The organism is Okeania sp. SIO2C2 (genome assembly GCF_010692625.1).
GTDB lineage: Bacteria > Cyanobacteriota > Cyanobacteriia > Cyanobacteriales > Microcoleaceae > Okeania > Okeania hirsuta.
Map to the genome: position 1 here is coordinate 54,076 of NZ_JAAHGM010000031.1, position 17,394 is coordinate 71,469.

Sequence of the window (17,394 nt, forward strand, 5' to 3'; positions counted from 1 at the left end):
AAAATTTTTATTATGGCTAATTAATGAGATTTAATATAACTCACAGTTAAATTTTTGGTAAAATTATCAATATATCTAATAACTATAGTATTTTTATAGCAATTCCCAAGAAGCATAAGGTACAAAATTTATTTTTTTTAGGGAGTAGGGAGTAGGGAGTAGGGAGTAGGGAGTAGAAAAGAAGAAAAACAACTGTACCTCAGTAACTTGAGAAACGCTATATTTGAGATGTAAATTATAGATTGAGGTTTTTTCTTATTAAAAAAAGCGGGCAGATTGAGTACTTATATCCTTGTGTTTGCTACTATTTAATACTGCTTTCCCTCCTTTACTATTCCCTCCATACCTTTTTCATAGCACTTGCTCTCCACATCCTAGTGTCGCTACCCGGAAGTTAAAAGTCATGCATTTATAGCGGTTTTCATTAACATAGAATACAGCTATCAAGTTTGTAACTTATCAAACTTCAAACATACTTATATTTTTCTGTAGTCTACCTTTGTGAAAACCGCTATAAAAGCGAGTGCTAATTGGTGAGGTTTCCTCAGAATGTAAGACGCACATCTGAGAGTCAATCATTTTTGATTTGTAATTGTTTGAGGATTTTGTAAATAGTTTTCAACTAATAGTTTGGGTTGAAATATATTTTATAGCAGTCCTAAGGAAAGGAGAGGGAAAAATCGAAAACTTAAAACTCAGACAACGTAAGATTTTTCCTGATTCCTTCTTGCTTATGCTATAAATTATCTTTCTCTTGGTTTCAGTAGAAATCTAAACAGTTTGCGGAGCATTCCGTCAACAAAAGCTTTTTAATCTAAAAGAATAAAAATTTGGTTGTAAAGAATAGTCTATTCAGTAAATTCTAATTTGTTAGATAATAATTTTAATTAAATCTACAAGAATAAAAAAAATCTGAACATTTTTAAATTTTTACTTTTGACTTGGAAAAACTCCTGACTCCTGTTTAATTTGATAAGATACACTTTGCTATTGTAGATTAACTTAGTTCAGGAGTCTATAGAAATTACCATGCAGCTTGCCAAAAGGTTAGAACGAATACCACCTTATCTGTTTGCTGAAATTGACCGTAAACGGAATGAATTAGTTGAAAGAGGAGTTGACATCATTAATTTGGGTGCAGGAGATCCAGATCGACCCACACCAAAACATATTATTCAGGCAATGCATGAGGCAATTCAAGACTCTACCAATCATCATTATCCACCCTACAAAGGTATAAAGGAATATAGACAAGCAGCAGCAGATTGGATGAAACGTCGGTTTGCCATTGAAGATTTAAACCCAGAAACAGAAGTAATTTCTTCAATAGGTTCTAAAGAGTCAATTCACAATACTTTCCTAGCTTTTGTCAACCCAGGTGATTATACCATAATTCCTGACCCTGGTTATCCAGTTTATCGCACCTCAACAATTTTTGCGGAGGGTCAACCCTATCCAATGCACCTCCAGACTGAAAATTGGTTACCAAATTTAAAGACTATTCCTCAAGAAGTCGCTCAAAAAGCAAAATTGTTGTGGGTGAACTATCCTAATAATCCTACTGGTGCGACAGCTACTTTAGATTTTTTTCAGGAATTAGTAAACTTTTGTCGCCATTATGACATATTACTATGTCACGACCATGCTTATTCTGAAATGGCTTATGACGGTTATAAACCACCTAGTGTATTACAAATTCCTGGTGCAAAAGATGTAGCAATTGAATTTCATAGTTTATCTAAGTCTTACAATATGACAGGATGGCGAATTGGTTTTGTAGTAGGAAATAGTTTAGGAATTAAGGGATTAAGTCAAGTTAAATCTAATGTAGATTCTGGAGTATTTAAAGCAATTCAAAAAGCGGCGATCGCTGCTTTTTCTACTACTGAAGAAGAGTTGCAAAGTTTAGTAGCTGTTTACCAACAGCGAAGAGATATTCTAATAGAAGGTTTACAATCTTTAGGGTGGCCGATTAAACCTAATTTAGCAAGTTTATATGTATGGGTTCCGGTTCCCAAAAATTATACGTCTCAAGAATTTGTTAACTTATTGTTAGACAAATGTGGCATTATCGTGCCTCCTGGAAATGGATATGGTGCTTCTGGAGAAGGGTTTTTTCGTATTGCGTTAACAGTGGAAGAAGAGCGGATTTATGCAGCATTAAAAAGAATGAAAGATGCAGGCATTAGCTATCAATATTATGCAAATATTCAGGGATTAAAGAAGTAATACCAATTTTATTTGAGGCTGCATAAAATTAGGTGTTAGGCGGTAGGTGGTAGGTGTTGGGTGTTATACAAATTTTATGTGAAGTGACACATAATTATGAAATTTATTAACTTGTCTATCTCAATCTACGCTTAATTCTGATTAATATATTATTCTCTGCAACTGCTTATGAATTTGGTATAAGTAATCAGGCAAATTCACCAGAGTAAGAGAAAGGTGATAATTATACCAAATTCAAAAAAAGTCCTTACAGTATTAATCTCTAAATTCCCACCAGCAGATAAAACCACTGTAGCAATATTTTATGAAATTGGTATTAAATAGTTTAATGCCAAATTCACGCAAAGGCAGTTACATCTTAATTTGTGATTTCTTCTTAAAAGAAAAAATTATAAATTCCATAAATTCTAAAATTTCCACCTTTTTTCCTCTTTAATATTTATGTTTTTCTTTCTCTGTTCCCAGCTCCGGTGTTCCCTATTCCCTGTGTCCTCACGCTTTGCAATATTTTATGAAATTGGTATAATTAAAGCAATAAATCCTAATTGAAGCAGAATTATCAACAGAGATAAATAAACTATAATGGAACAATAAATTGGATAACTAAACGAAAATAATTAAAAGTATTTTTCCATCCACTCTTGTAATTTTATTGTTGATTTCTCTGTTAATCAACATAATTATGTCTGGTTTCAAGTTATACCAAGCGTGAAAAAAGAATGTTACGAATAATAAGGGCGATAAAAAGACTTTACATAAGATGTCTTTTTGATTAATAAGATAAGTTATGAACTAAGAAATGGCACCGAAGCTATTCATTCTGACTCCTGTTGGTCGCCCTACCAACGGCTCCCCAACCTGACTTCTAAGAAATACTCTAGCTATTTGTAGCAAACATTTATCAATTTGGTAAACATAGATTTCAGTGTAAAAAAGCTTAGGATTTTTAACTAATTATTGTGTTTAGACAAAAAATATTTTCCTAACATTTTTCAAAATTATAAATATCGATTAATTTTGGATACAAATAGTGAAGTTATTAATAGTAGTTCAGTAGTCATTAGTCAGTAGGTATCGGGAGAAAGGTGACAGGAGAAAGTAAGGATAAGAGCGGGAAAAATCTTGGGATATCTGGGCATTTTATATCTGCATTGAATGGAAATATAGAGTGCGAAAACTGTATAACCGGATTTCATATTAAGACTGAGAAACACCAGGAATATTTTTTCACCATTTATTTATTGGTCTGAAGTTTTATTTTTAGTCAAAGAGAGATTATGGGTAAAGTCTAGAAATTACTCAAATTATGCGTAATACCAAGGGCAAAAAAAGAATGTTTAGAATAATAATGGGACTTAAAAGATTATTATTTGGATGTCTCTTTGATTCAAAAGAGATACTTACACTAATAAATAATATTTAAGTTATTTATTCTAACTCCTGAGGACTGAGGACTGACTCTTATAACTAGATAAAAATGCTACAGGCTAATTATTAATAATATTCCACCCATACCAATGGCGAGTTACTAACCAAATAACAGAAAGTAATCCGGCAATACTTAAAGTTAATCCACTATAGGGAACTAATAATGCAAAAACAGGTAAAATTCCCCCAGCAATAGTACAAATAATTACGGCTAAAGAAGTTTGACGAGTTGAGCCTAAACCCCAAACTAAAAATAGCAAAATAGGAGAAATTAAACTCCAGACAAATTTAGCATCTATTAAGCGACTACAGTAAGTCAAAGTTAATAAACAAGCAAAGAAAATTCCGCCTAATATTGCCACATCTCGTAAACTTAAAGATAGGGAAAAATATAACAGAATTAACCACCATAAAAATAATAGGGGAGCTAATATTAATAGACGGGGTAAAATGCCAGTATTTTTAACTGGGTCTGTGGCAGTAAAAACTCCAAAAGGATTTTTGACAGAAACATTATCATCAAATATCCAAGTAAATTTACGACCCTCATTTGATTCGATAGTTTCGGTAGGAACAATACCACTGGCAAAGTCTGCTTTGGGAAAATTTGCTAATGCTGTTAATTGGAAGTTTGATAATAGTTGATGATCCGCATTATAAATCCAACGAGGTCCTCCTTGAGCCTGATAATTTACTTTGAAATTGACAGTTTCTCCAGGTGATAAATTAAAGGGAAAACTATAATTTCCAGGGTTAGTAGTAATTAATCTTTGATTATTTTGTTCGACGCGAAAGTTTTGAAGTAAAGAATAGCCATAAGGAGGAAGAATTTCAAATAAAAAATTCTGGATATCTTGAAGTTTGTTAGTAACTTGATATTCTGCGGAAAAATCTGCAACATAAATAGCTTTAAGATTTTGAACATCTTTAGCTTGGTTAATATTTACCTGAATGTTTGAGGCATTTATTCTTAAATATTTATCGACATTTCTCGTGCTTTTAACTTCAACTTGTTTATTATCAATCCACTGATAATATGTATATGGTTCTTCTGCTATATAACGAACTTTTGGAGCCATTTGTTCGAGGCGTTCTCCTGCCACACCCGCAGCAATTTTAGCAATTTTTGCTTGTTCCCAATGATGATAACGATTACTGATAGTTGAACAAAGAAAAAATCCTCCCACTAACAAAATTGAAACTAGAATTAGATGTGGCAACTTTTTCAGTAAACTTGAATATTGAGACACTAATTCATTAATCAAAATATTTGGTTCTGATTTTTGATTACGGATAGTAAAACTGATAATAGCTATACTTAAACCAAAGAAACCAATGAAAATAATTAATATCAGAGATAGTTTCAGAATGTGATTGCCAAATTCAATTAATTCTTGGGGATGAGTAAGATCGGGAATATTGGGAATGCCTTGAGTAGATTGCCACATATTTTAAAAGTATAGTAGGTTTTAAGTCTTAAATTATAGTTCTTAGGTATGGGGTAATTCTGCAAAACTTAACGACAGGAGATAGTTGATTAAATCAACATTATTAATTGTCCGTCTGGAAAGACTCTATAGCAATTCTAAATAGGCTGTAAAAACTCAAAAAATAGATAAAAACTCTGAAGCTGTTACTCCGTTTGTATATTGTTTTTCAGAGCTGTTGCGTTTTTCAACGTTATTTTTTACATAACCAAAATAGGACTACTATAATAATAGCTACAAATTTAAAAATTTAATTCCGCTACTCTAACTAATTTGAATCAACAATTTTGTAAGTAGGCTAAATTTATGGAAAATCAGACATTAGAAAATCTTTTTAACTCCGCAGTAAAGAATTATCAAAAAGGAAATTTAAAATTAGCGAAAAAATTCTGCCATCAAATCTTAGAAAGAGATACAGAAAATTGGCAGTTGCTGAATTTATTAGGGGTTATTGCTGGTTTAGAGGGGCAAGCAAAAGCAGCATTTGCCTACTTTGATCAAGCAGTGAAACTGAATCAAAATAATGCCGAAATCCATAGTAATTTGGGTCTGGCACTGAAGGAGAACCAGCAACTTGAAACAGCCATTAAACATTATCAAAAAGCTATTGAACTTAAACCAAATTATGCTGAACCGTATAACGGTTTAGGGAACATATTTTTAGAGCTAGGAAAACTTACAGAATCTCAACTTGAAGCTGCCATTGAATATTATCAAAAAGCCCTTGAACTTAAGCCAAATTATGCTGAACCATATAACGGTTTAGGGAACATATTTTTAGAGCTAGGAAAGCTTATAGAATCTCAAAAATATTATCAACAAGCTCTTACAGCTATTAGCTTTCAGCTAGGGAAGCATTCCGCAGGAAATGCTTACACCATATTTACCAGCAAATTTTGACCAAAAAATAAGGTTTCAAGCCTCCGATGAAAAAAATAAAGTTCAATATTTCAAGCCTTTAACTTCAGGCAGAGGTACTGATAACTGATAACTGATAACTGAAATGACTTTGTATATCAATATTATCAACAAAATAATTTAGGAAAAGCAGAAAAAATATGCAGTCTAATACTTGCAGAAAAATCTCAAGATTTTCAGGTACTGCATTTATTGTATTAGCTGTACTAGAAAATTTAGTAGGTCGAAATGAAGTAGTAATTCATATATTGCATTAGGTTATTACTTTTGTTCCTAACTTGAGACAGTAATTTCAGTTATCAGTACCTGCTATTGAAGCATCAGGCTTGAAATACAGAAGTTGATTTTTTTAATTACCTTAAAAGTAAGCATTCAACGAGTCTGTACTTTTTAATAAATGAAGTCAGCATTTTTTTAACTTATACTATTAGATAATTGAAATGCAAGAACAGCAAACTTTAGTTACAAACCTATACAATTCTGTGGCAAGAAACATAGATATGTCTCAGAAGCTGATAACTGATAGCTGACTGCTGTTTGCGCAGCATTCCACAGGAAATGCTTACCCTTAAAAGGGGAGGCTTAAGACCTTACTTTTTTGTTGAAAATTGGAGATTGGGATAATATATTTGAATAACTGAAAGATAATTTAAAAAATGTGCTGGAGAATATTTATCCTCAAAAGGAAATGTAAAAAAATATGGATATAAAATTTGATGATGCTCAAATAAAGCAAGCAATAAAAAAATATCAATCTGGAAACTGGGAAGAATCAACAAATATTTGTCATCAGATTATAAAAAGACAGCCTAATAATTTTTTAGCTTTAAAACTTTTGGGTGTATGTGCTTATAAAAAAAATCAAATAGAACAGGCGATCGCTTATTATCAAAAATCTTTAAAAATTAATCCTAATGATGCAGAAACTCATAATAATTTGGCTGTTGCACTTCAAGACAATCAGCAAATTGATGCTGCACTTAGTCACTGTCAAACTGCTATTAAACTTTATCCTAATTATGCTGAGGCATGGCATAACTTAGGACGTATTTTGCGAGATAAAGGTCAATTTGAGGCAGCTATTAAGCATTATCAAAAATCCCTTGAACTTAAGCCAAATTATGTTGAAGCATATAACAGTTTAGGCAGTATATTTTTAGATATAGGAAAACTTGCGGAATCTCAAAAGTATTATCAAGAGGCTATTAAATTCGACAAAAATTATGTAAATGCTCGCTTTGGTTTAGCTGTTGTTTTGCTGAAACAGGGAAATTTTATTCAAGGTTTTTCTGAGTATGAATGGCGTTGTCAACGTAGAGATTATGTAACTGGTAATTTTGCTCAACCTGTGTGGGATGGTTCAGATTTTTCAGGAAAAACTTTATTGGTTTATACTGAACAAGGTTTAGGAGATTCTATTTAATTTATCCGCTATATTCCTTTGGTGAAAAAATTAGGAGGACGTGTAATTGTTAGATGTAATAAACCTGAGTTGGAATTATTATTTACGACTGTTCCAGAAATAGATGAATTATTTGTTAGTGGTGAAGAATTACCAGATTTTGACCTGCAAATTCCGTTGATGAGTCTACCTAAAATTTTAGGTACTACCCTAGAAACTATACCTGATGAAATTCCTTACTTATTTGTACCAGAATCAAAAAAAATTAAACTGCCAGGAACTGCAAATAGTTTCAAAATAGGCATAACCTGGGAAACAAATAGCCAAAGGAAGACTAGCAAAAAACGTTCTTGCTCTGTAGCAAATTTTCAATCTATTTTGAATGTAGATAATGCTAGCTTTTATATTTTACAAAAAGAAGTCTCTCCCCAAGATTTGAAATGGCTGAACTCTCAGACTAAAATCCATAATTTAAGTTCATATTTTCAGGATTTAGCTGATACAGCAGCAGCGATAAAACAATTAGATTTAATAATTACAATAGATACAGTTATTGCTCACTTAGCAGGAGCATTAGGAAAACCAGTTTGGGTAGTATTAAATTTTGATTCTGACTGGCGTTGGTTAATAGACCGGGAAGATAGCCCTTGGTATCCAACAATGAGATTATTTAGACAGTCAAAAACTACAGATTGGCATAGTGTATTTGTTGAAGTAAAACAAGCATTAATTGAATTTGTAGAATCTCAGAAAAATTCAAGAGAAAAAATTAATCTGGCATATCAATATTATCAACAAAATAATTTAGGAGAATCAGAAAGAATATGTCGTCGAATACTTGCAGAAAAACCAGAAGATTTTGAAGTTCTCCATTTATTAGCTGTACTAGAACATTTGGCAGGTCGAAATGAAATAGCAATTCAGCTTTTGAATCAAGTTATTACTTTGCATCCTAACTATAGTCAAGCTTATTCAAACTTAGCCAAGGTTATGAAAAAAGAAGGACGTTTAGAAGAGGCGATCGCTCATTATCAAACAGCTATTTCTCTGGAACCTAGTGATAGTAGTAACTATTCAAATTTAGGACTTATTTTCTTACAAAAAGGTCAAGTTGAGTCAGCAATTATTAACTATGAAAAATCTAGAAAAATTAATCCTGACAACTCATGCACAAATCTAAATTTAGGCTTTGCTTGGGAAAAAAAGGGAGACTTATCAAAGGCGAGTACCTATTATCAACAGGCAATTAAAATTAATCCTAATTATGCTAAAGCATGGTACAACTTAGGGCATATTTTACGAAAACAAGGTCAACTTGAAACAGCTATTGAACATTATCAAAAATCTCTTGAACTCAATCCAGATTATACTGAAGCATATAATGCTTTAGGCTTTATCTTTTTAAGACTGGGAAAAATTGCAAAATCTCAAAAATATTATGAACAAGCTCTGAAATTAGACAAAAATTATGTAAATGCTCACTTTGGTTTAGCTGTTGTTTTGCTCAAACAGGGAAATTTTATTCAAGGTTTTTCTGAATATGAATGGCGCTGTTTAGAAAAGAATACTAATACTCGTAGTTTTTCTCAACCTTTGTGGGGTGGTTCAAATTTTCAGGGTAAAACTTTGTTAGTTTATACCGAGCAGGGTTTAGGAGACTCTATTCAATTTATCCGCTATATTCCTCTGGTGAAAAAATTAGGAGGATGGGTAATTGTTCAATGTAATCAACCTGAGTTGAAATTATTATTTACTTCTGTCTCAGGAATAGATGAATTATTTGTTGAAGGTGAAAAATTACCAGATTTTGATCTGCAAATTCCACTTCTTAGCTTACCTAGAGTTTTCGGTACTACCCCAGAAACTATACCTGCTAAAATCCCTTACTTATCTATTCCTAAATCTACCCATTTTCAGATGCCACCTATCCCAGAAAAAAAATTTAAAGTTGGGATATTTTGGCAAACGAGTAGTACTACTAGAACGAGTCAAGAACGTTCTTGTTCTATTCAATATTTCAGAGACATTTTAAATATATATATAGATAAGGCTAACTTTTATATTTTACAAAAAGAAGTTTCTTCCACAGATTTAGAATGGCTTAACTCTCAAACTAAAATTCATAATTTAGGTACATCTTTTAATAACCTAGCTGATACAGCAGCAGCAATAAAACAATTAGATTTAGTAATTACAATAGATACAGTTATTGCTCACTTAGCAGGAGCATTAGGTAAACCAGTTTGGGTAATGTTAAATTTTGATTCTGAATGGCGTTGGTTAATAGACCGGGAAGATAGTCCTTGGTATCCCACAATGAGGTTATTTAGACAGTCAAAAACTGCAGATTGGCATAGTGTATCTAAACAAGTTAAAGACAGCTTGGAAAATTTGCTCAATAATAATTGTCCAAGCAATAAAATTTCTGAAAAAAAGGGTATTAAATTGTCAGAAGAATCAATTAAAAAAGCTTTAGCACAATATAAATCTGGCAAACATCAAAAAAACACAACTTTATCTACCTTTATAACTTCTCAAAAAAATCTACAAACTAAAACTTCTACTCTTGAAATAATGAAAACAATTGCTATTAGCTGGCCTTTAAATCCGATGACTGGTTGGGGTATTTATGGCATTAATCTTACTCTCCAACTACTTAAAAACCCAGAATATCAACCCCTATTACTAACACCTCCTTCTATTCAACCTGGAATGTTAAACCCCCTACATCAAGCTTTACTAAATCCAGCTTTTAATGCTCAGAAAAATTTGCAAAATAAACTCAAAAATCACCAGGGCAAAAAGATTAATCTCAACTTACCAACCTTACAAGCTTTAGGTAGTAACTTTTCCGTAAGTAATAATATTGTAGGAACCAAAAATATTGGAATTATTTTCTCAGAAAATACTCAATTTACCCCTGAACAAATTAATCGCTCCAAAGCTTATGATTTGATTATTACCGGCTCTACCTGGAATACCAAAATTCTAGAAAACAATAGTATCAAACCTATACAAAAAGTTTTACAAGGCATTGACCAAACAATTTTTCATCCCGCACCTAAATCTAATATTTTTGGCGATCGCTTTGTTGTTTTTTCTGGTGGAAAGCTAGAATATCGCAAAGGTCAAGATATTGTCATAGCAGCTTTTAAAATCTTCCAAAAACGTTATCCAGAAGCACTATTAATTACAGCTTGGCATAATTTCTGGCCTCAATTTATGGTGGGAATTGAACAAACTGGAAATGTTGTAGGATTACCGAAAATTAGTCAAAATAAACGTTTACAAATTACTGAATGGTTATTAGAAAATGACATTCCTAGCAATGCAGTTATTGATGTTGGTCTGATTCCTAACTATATGGTAGGACAAATATTACGAGAAGCTGATGTGGCTGTATTTACAAATCGCTGCGAAGGCGGTACAAATCTTGTAGCGATGGAAAGTCTTGCCTGTGGTATCCCAACAATTATTTCTGCTAATACTGGGCATTTAGATATTATTAATAACTCTCATTGTTATCCCTTATATAATCAAAAATCTGTCAAACCTACCCCACAGTTTCCAGGTGTAGATGGTTGGGGAGAATCTGATGTTGAAGAAGTAGTAGAAATGTTAGAAAAGGTTTATTTTGATCGAGAAGATGCTCAACTTCGGAGTAAAACTGCTGTTAGTTTTATGCAAGATTTGACTTGGGAAAAACAAATTCAACGTCTTCTTATTATTCTGCAAAATATCATTTAATAAGTTATACCAATTTGATAAATGTTTGAGACAAATGATTAAGCTTTTATTAGGAGTCAGGAGTCAGTAGTCAGGAGTTAGAATCAATAACTTAAATATCATTTATTAGTCTAAGTATCTCTGTTTAATCAAAGAGACATTTGAAGGATAATCTTTTAAGTCCCGTTACTATTTTAAACATTCTTTTTTTATGGTTGATATAAGACCATTTGTCAAAAGTAATGCTAACCTTGACAAGTGGTAAAAATTACTATCAAAATTACAAAAATTATTCCTAAGCGTTTCCTGACGGAATGCTCTGCAAACAGCAATTCAGCAATCAATATTTCCTCAAATCTGGGATGCATGATTTTCTGTTTTATCTCCTTAAAAGGGCAAGCTTAATACCTGATTTTTTTGGTCATAATCAATAACTTAAATATCATTAATTAGTGTGAATATCCCTTTTTATAGGAACTACCAGGGCAGTTAGGATAGAGAAAAATATAAAATTATTAGACCATTTCATAGAGGCGATATAGCTGCTACACTTGCTTCGCCAACGCTATGTTTCTCCTTTATGTCCTAAGCGACTTGGCGACTGCTATAATTGAAGAGACATTTGAAGGATAATATTTTAAGTTCTCTTATTATTCTAAACATTCTTTTTTCACGCTTGGTATTGATTTATGAAAAGCAATGCTATCTTTGGCAAGTAGTAAAAATTACTATCAAAATCACAAAAATTATTCCTAAGCTTTTCCTGACGGAATGCTCTGCAAATAGCAATTCGGCAATCAGTACTTCCTCAAATTATGCTCCGTAAACGGCTTATATTTATACTAAAACTAAGATAAATGCAATTTAAAAGTTTATTTTAACACCTCTTGTACCATTGATCAAAAACTTTTCTATATTTTCTTGAGCCGGGGAGTAGGGGACCCACCCCTAACGCCTCCCAGGAGGGGAATAGGGGGAGAATTAAACATAATAATAATTCACATTAACTGGGCTGCTAATTAACAAAAAGGTTATTCTACCTGTGTTAATTACTTAATAACTGAAGTTTTGCCTAAATATAGCATTACTGTTGGTAATTGGTATTAAATTACCCAGTTTCTACAAGCCGATAATTTCAATCAAAGCAGATAACTGACAGCTAGTTAAATACTAAAATCATGTCAAATAACTAATAGTAAAATATCAAATATAAATCTCGCAAAATTATTGATAATTGGCATTATATAATTTTCAGTTAAATACTTATAACATCGCAAACAAAGGAATAGTAGTAATACTTGTACTAGCGGATTGACCACTCTTAAATGTTGCTTTGGAAAAAATGCTCAAACCTTGCCAGAGTAAAAATTAAACTCAAAAACCTAATGCACTCTTTAAAAACCGTCATTCCATTAGCATAAATAAAAAATGGTATTTAATTGTTAATTAAACAGACCTAATATGATCTAGACTGAATACAAAATGTAGATTTATCAGATTGGAATAATCTATTATATTAACCATCTTTGAAAACAAGATATTTTCAGTAAAAAAACTGGTATTTTATCGGCAATTTGCCAATTACGATATCTTTTAATTGAGTGCCATAATCGTATAACTGCCAAATATTTTTAGGGTTTCCGTATAGGTTTTCAATTCCTCTATTGCTACCTCAATAAAATCATCATTATTCTTAACTTCTATATCAATAAAAAATAAATAATCCCCTAGCGATCGCTTCGTAGGACGAGACTCTATTCTACTCATATTAATTCCCCTTTTAGCAAATACTTCCAAAGGCTTCACTAAAGCTCCTGGTACATTTGCAGGCACACTGAAACCTAGAGAAATAAAGATAGAATTTTCCGGTTGATTTATCCTATTAATTATTAGTTTTAAGTCAGAATTTTCTATTTCTGTACATCCTTCTTTCAATACCCAAAAGCGAGTACAATTGTCAGGATAATCATTAATTGGATAAGCTAATATAGGTAATTTATAAAGTAGAGCCGCTCTTTGAGAAGCGATCGCTGCAGCACTCCGATCCTTACCTAAATGTCGCAATGCTTCTGTAGTAGAATTATCTGGAATTTGCTGTATTTGTGGCAAAAATTTTTCTAACCAACCTTGACATTGAGCTAAAGCTTGTGGATGAGAATAAACTGTTTTAATCTCCTCAAAACTATCAGCTAATGATATTAATCCATGAGAAATAGGCAATACTAATGCTGTTTGAATCTCTAAAGAGTCCAATTGCCAAAGTGTATCCAGAGTAACAGTAACACTCCCTTCAATAGAATTTTCTACAGGTACAACTGCCAAATTCACTTCCCCTTGAGAAACTGCCCATAAAGTTTGAGCAATACTAGGATATGGACACAGAAAAGATTTTTGACCAAACTGACTTAGTTTATTAGTAAATGCCACTGCTGCTGTCTCCGCATTAGTACCAGCAGGGCCAAGATGTGCAATTGATATGGTCATTTCAGTTATCAGTTATCAGTTATTCAGTGCCTTTGCAATAAGAAGGCTTGAAATATAGAATATCCTTTTTTCTCTTGGTCGATTAATATGGCCAGGAAACCTGCTCTGATCAGAGCCGCTCCGAATATCGCCATCTCTCGACCGCTTTTTATCCCCTTATAGCAACCGCCAAGGTGGTTAGGACAATTAGTGCGAGCATCTTGCTCGCGTCATAAATCATCATAATTACCCGATGTCCTAACTATAGTGGCGACTGCGATAAAAGGGCAGGGCTAATTCTTTATCGTCAGAGAATATTTACAACCCTATATTTTTTTGAGACCCTGTGCTTTCAACACTTCCCACACTTCCCACGCTTCCCACCCCCTCCTCCTTTTTTCTAGGCGTGACAATAAATTAGCCCTACCCTTAAAAGGGGAGATTATTGACCAAAGTTTTTCGGTCATAGAATCTCGATTTTATTTTAGATTTTAGATTAAACCCAATTTCTATAAAATTGAATAAATTAACACTTCGTAAAATTAAGTTATATTTCTTCAACCAGTTCTCATCCATCAACCATTATGATTACTAGAATTACTCAATTTTACCTAAATCCCCTACTGGTGAATGACTAAACTTGAGTAAAGACGTCAGTATGATCCAAGTCACATTAATAAATGTGAAGATTTAATAAAATTTAGGTATTAAAATATTGATTTTTATACAAATATAAATATACAAATTAATGATTACTAGATTTACCGCATCCCAATCAGTAGATATTCCTGTAGTTGAGCAAAAAGTTCCTATTAATCACTATCTTCGTCAACCGAAGCGCCTAGTCAATTCTTTAGTAGATCCAACAAGATTAGAGCAGTTAGACAAAGATACCTTCCGCCTCAAAATGCGTCCACTACACTTTATGATGTTAACTATTCAACCAACTGTAGATATACAGATTTGGGCTAGTCCTAATGGCACAATTTACTTAAAGTCAAAAGGTTGTGAAATTCGTGGCGTAGAATATATTAATCAACGTTTTAGCCTCAATCTAGTTGGTATTCTCCAAACCCACCAAATTAAAGGAGTTACTCATCTCAAAGGCAATGCAGATTTAGAAGTTAAGGTAGAATTACCCCCTCCATTATGGTTAACACCTCTACCAGTTTTAGAAACAACTGGTAATGGTTTACTGAAAAGTGTATTAATGACAATTAAGCAAAGATTGACCCATCAACTATTAGCTGATTATCAAAAATGGGCTTGCGATGAGACTAATATATTAACAAATAGTCAACAAGGTTCCGTTTTATCTCCTGGTAGTCAGGCTGTTTAATTTATACCAATTCACTTTAAAAATAAATTACTGTAACATCAAAGTTTTGAGCTTCTATAAAATCTTAATTAATAACTTTTGACTTTTGACTTCCGTGAAACGGTATTTAGTTCTCTCCACTCAAGCTAGACGGAAATTGTTACAATACTCAATATCCTCTAATATAAGGTAATTAGGGCTTGCTGATTAAATCTAAAAGCATTTACTTATGAAGACAAGTGCCTTTTTGGGGTCGAATTGCAGTGCAACTGTTTCAGCTTTTCGACCCCAAAAAGGAGCGTATTTTAGGCTAATAGTTAGGCAGAAAAATCATTCTTACAATTCTTACTCCTACCTCCTGTCTCCTGTCTCCTACCTCCTGTCTCCTGTCTCCTGTCTCCTGTCTCCTGTCCCAGCAAAAAGACTTTCCATAAGCAAACCCTAATTAATAGTTTTAATAAAAATTACTTACTTCTACTAGCTACTATGTATAATAATTTTTTTTCATCCCAATCTGTCAATATACCTGTTCCAGAGCAGTCTATAGGTATTCAGACTTATTTAAGTCAACCACAACGTATTGTAGAAGTTCTAGCAGACCCTAATTGTATAGATAAATTAACTAAGGATACATATCGTTTGAAAATGAAACCTCTCAAATTCTTTATGTTAAAAATTGAACCAATTATCGACATGAAAATTTTGACAACTTCTAAAGGAGTAGTCAAATTAAAGTCTGTTGGTTGTGAACTTAAAGGAATTGAAATGATTAATTAACATTTTCAATTGAATCTCAATGGTACAATGCAGCCTACCCAAATTCAGAATAAAACTATCCTAGAGGGAAAAGTAGAGTTAGCCTTACAAATATTTTTACCTCCTCCTTTCAACAAAATACCTAAATCAATTTTGCTATCTACAGGTAATAATTTATTAGGTAGTATCTTACTCAAAATGAAGGAAGGATTGATGGATAAATTATTATTAGACTATAGCAACTGGGCAAAGTCAGAAGAGAGGAGTTTACTAGCTGCTTAGTTTTCTAAAAAAGTACTTGATGAGGTTGTGACAAAGCTTATGGGAAAATAATATTTAGGAAGTGAGTCAGAAAGTACAATTAAGTAGCTTCCTAATTCCCACTACCAATTATTGAGCTATATATTCTATTATTGAGATTATCCCGACATTCCGCCCCTGCGACAACGCGAGATTTCAACCATTGCTGATTAGGGCTTTCTGCTGCCTCTTGACAGAGGAGCTACACTAACAATACACCTACTTCCAAGGCTTTTACCTCTTTCCGGTTTTAAGGTTACTCAACATACTGAAACCGCTAGCCCTGTATACTTACCTATAATAACACACTATTGCTAAAAGCACAAGATTAATTGGTTTTTCCTTAGGGATGCGGAAGCAAACATCCCGACCCTACCTGATAAGGAGAGCGCGGGTATTCAACCAACCTGGAGATAACTTTCTCTAAACAAAAGCCTTGAATTTATACATCATTCATTGCTAAAGTTTATTTTAAAGTATCTTTCAGAACAGTTCTAGCTGCAAGATGATTGCGAGTAGATGTGAGAATTTCTACTTCTCTTTCCAATCTAGTAGCAGTATCTTGCATCTCCAAAAGAGCTTGCTGTTCAGTTGCTACCCCATAAAGATTGCTAGCTACCCAATATGACAATTCTTTTGGTAAACTAGGAATATCAGTTGGTAATTCTATACTCTGGTCCATAAGTTTACCTGAAAGATGAACTACATCTTTTAGCAAAGCTTCAACTTGATTTGATAACTCTCCAAGAGTATTTTCTGAAGAATCATCTTCTATCCACTCAACCAAACCAACTAGATAAGGTTTCTCTCTAATTGTGTCTAAAACTCTAAATCTCTGCTCACCTACTGTCAAAACCTTCATCCGATCGTCAGGTAAGCGTTGGTAGTTCTCAATCTTAGCGCAACATCCAGTGGCCACAACTCGGCCTTGAGTAGAATCCCACATCAAAATACCAAATCTACTATCGCTTTCTAGAACTGTATTCATCATAATTCTATAGCGAAATTCAAAGATGTGTAGTGGTAGAGGTCTACCTGGAAATAATACTACTTCTGGTAGTGGAAATAGGGGAAGTTCTCGAACAGCTACAGAAGAGGATGCCATCTTTCATCATTAAATAAAATAAAGTTTTGCTTCTTAATACTTCTTATACTTTAGCTGATTTTTCTATTCTTTAGATATCTATAGGCTTAATATTTTTGATTTTTGGGAATTTTTACATATAGCAGGGAACAGGGAACAGTAGGAAAAGCATTTCTCTGTCTTACTGTTCATCAGCAGTCTATGTCAAACACCAACTCGTTCCTTGCTATAAATATCAAGATAATTTGAAGTTTTGGTAAAAAATTTGTATTTTTGAGCATCA

8 protein-coding genes and 1 pseudogene are annotated in these 17,394 nt (G+C 32.9%); 6 read left to right on the top strand and 3 right to left on the bottom strand.

Annotated elements, in window-relative coordinates; translation table 11 throughout:
- Positions 1-1,029: 1,029 nt before the first annotated feature.
- Positions 1,030-2,229 (top strand): pyridoxal phosphate-dependent aminotransferase, encoded by a 1,200-nt coding sequence (locus F6K18_RS22180; RefSeq protein ID WP_287524136.1) that lies wholly within the window; start codon positions 1,030-1,032, stop codon positions 2,227-2,229.
- Between the two features lie 1,487 nt (positions 2,230-3,716).
- On the opposite strand, the gene F6K18_RS22185 is transcribed toward F6K18_RS22180, so the two are convergent.
- Positions 3,717-5,105 (bottom strand): hypothetical protein, encoded by a 1,389-nt coding sequence (locus F6K18_RS22185; RefSeq protein ID WP_287524139.1) that lies wholly within the window; start codon positions 5,103-5,105, stop codon positions 3,717-3,719.
- Positions 5,106-5,450: 345 nt separating this feature from the next.
- On the opposite strand from F6K18_RS22185, the gene F6K18_RS22190 reads away from it, so the two are divergent.
- The 3 genes from F6K18_RS22190 (at position 5,451) to F6K18_RS22200 (ending at position 11,211) form a co-directional block, all read left to right on the top strand.
- On the top strand, positions 5,451-6,044 hold the full coding sequence (locus F6K18_RS22190; RefSeq protein WP_287524141.1) for a tetratricopeptide repeat protein: 594 nt from the start codon (positions 5,451-5,453) through the stop codon (positions 6,042-6,044).
- Between the two features lie 718 nt (positions 6,045-6,762).
- On the top strand, positions 6,763-7,485 hold the full coding sequence (locus tag F6K18_RS22195) for a tetratricopeptide repeat protein (RefSeq protein ID WP_287524144.1): 723 nt from the start codon (positions 6,763-6,765) through the stop codon (positions 7,483-7,485).
- 21 nt (positions 7,486-7,506) lie between these two features.
- The gene (locus tag F6K18_RS22200) at positions 7,507-11,211 is read left to right on the top strand and encodes a tetratricopeptide repeat protein (RefSeq protein ID WP_287524171.1); all 3,705 of its coding nucleotides are present in this window, start codon (positions 7,507-7,509) and stop codon (positions 11,209-11,211) included.
- 1,572 nt (positions 11,212-12,783) lie between these two features.
- Here F6K18_RS22200 and pheA read toward each other — a convergent pair.
- Positions 12,784-13,674 carry a prephenate dehydratase gene (pheA, locus tag F6K18_RS22205; RefSeq protein WP_287524147.1) on the bottom strand — a complete coding sequence of 297 codons (891 nt, stop codon included), beginning with the start codon at positions 13,672-13,674 and terminating at the stop codon, positions 12,784-12,786.
- 727 nt (positions 13,675-14,401) lie between these two features.
- On the opposite strand from pheA, the gene F6K18_RS22210 reads away from it, so the two are divergent.
- Both F6K18_RS22210 and F6K18_RS22215 read left to right on the top strand, forming a co-directional pair.
- Positions 14,402-14,992, top strand: a complete 591-nt coding sequence (locus tag F6K18_RS22210) for a DUF1997 domain-containing protein (protein WP_287524149.1) — start codon at positions 14,402-14,404, stop codon at positions 14,990-14,992.
- Between the two features lie 465 nt (positions 14,993-15,457).
- A pseudogene (locus F6K18_RS22215) lies at positions 15,458-16,009 on the top strand (DUF1997 domain-containing protein).
- A gap of 484 nt (positions 16,010-16,493) precedes the next feature.
- On the opposite strand, the gene F6K18_RS22220 reads toward F6K18_RS22215, so the two are convergent.
- Positions 16,494-17,132, bottom strand: a complete 639-nt coding sequence (locus F6K18_RS22220) for an LON peptidase substrate-binding domain-containing protein (RefSeq protein WP_287524152.1) — start codon at positions 17,130-17,132, stop codon at positions 16,494-16,496.
- Positions 17,133-17,394 lie beyond the last annotated feature (262 nt).

Coding starts and splice junctions, on each gene's coding strand:
- F6K18_RS22210 (WP_287524149.1), top strand. CDS start 14,402: ATGATTACTAGATTTACCGCATCCCAATCAGTAGATATTCCTGTAGTT.
- F6K18_RS22195 (WP_287524144.1), top strand. CDS start 6,763: ATGGATATAAAATTTGATGATGCTCAAATAAAGCAAGCAATAAAAAAA.
- F6K18_RS22220 (WP_287524152.1), bottom strand. CDS start 17,132: ATGGCATCCTCTTCTGTAGCTGTTCGAGAACTTCCCCTATTTCCACTA.
- F6K18_RS22190 (WP_287524141.1), top strand. CDS start 5,451: ATGGAAAATCAGACATTAGAAAATCTTTTTAACTCCGCAGTAAAGAAT.
- pheA (WP_287524147.1), bottom strand. CDS start 13,674: ATGACCATATCAATTGCACATCTTGGCCCTGCTGGTACTAATGCGGAG.
- F6K18_RS22180 (WP_287524136.1), top strand. CDS start 1,030: ATGCAGCTTGCCAAAAGGTTAGAACGAATACCACCTTATCTGTTTGCT.
- F6K18_RS22185 (WP_287524139.1), bottom strand. CDS start 5,105: ATGTGGCAATCTACTCAAGGCATTCCCAATATTCCCGATCTTACTCAT.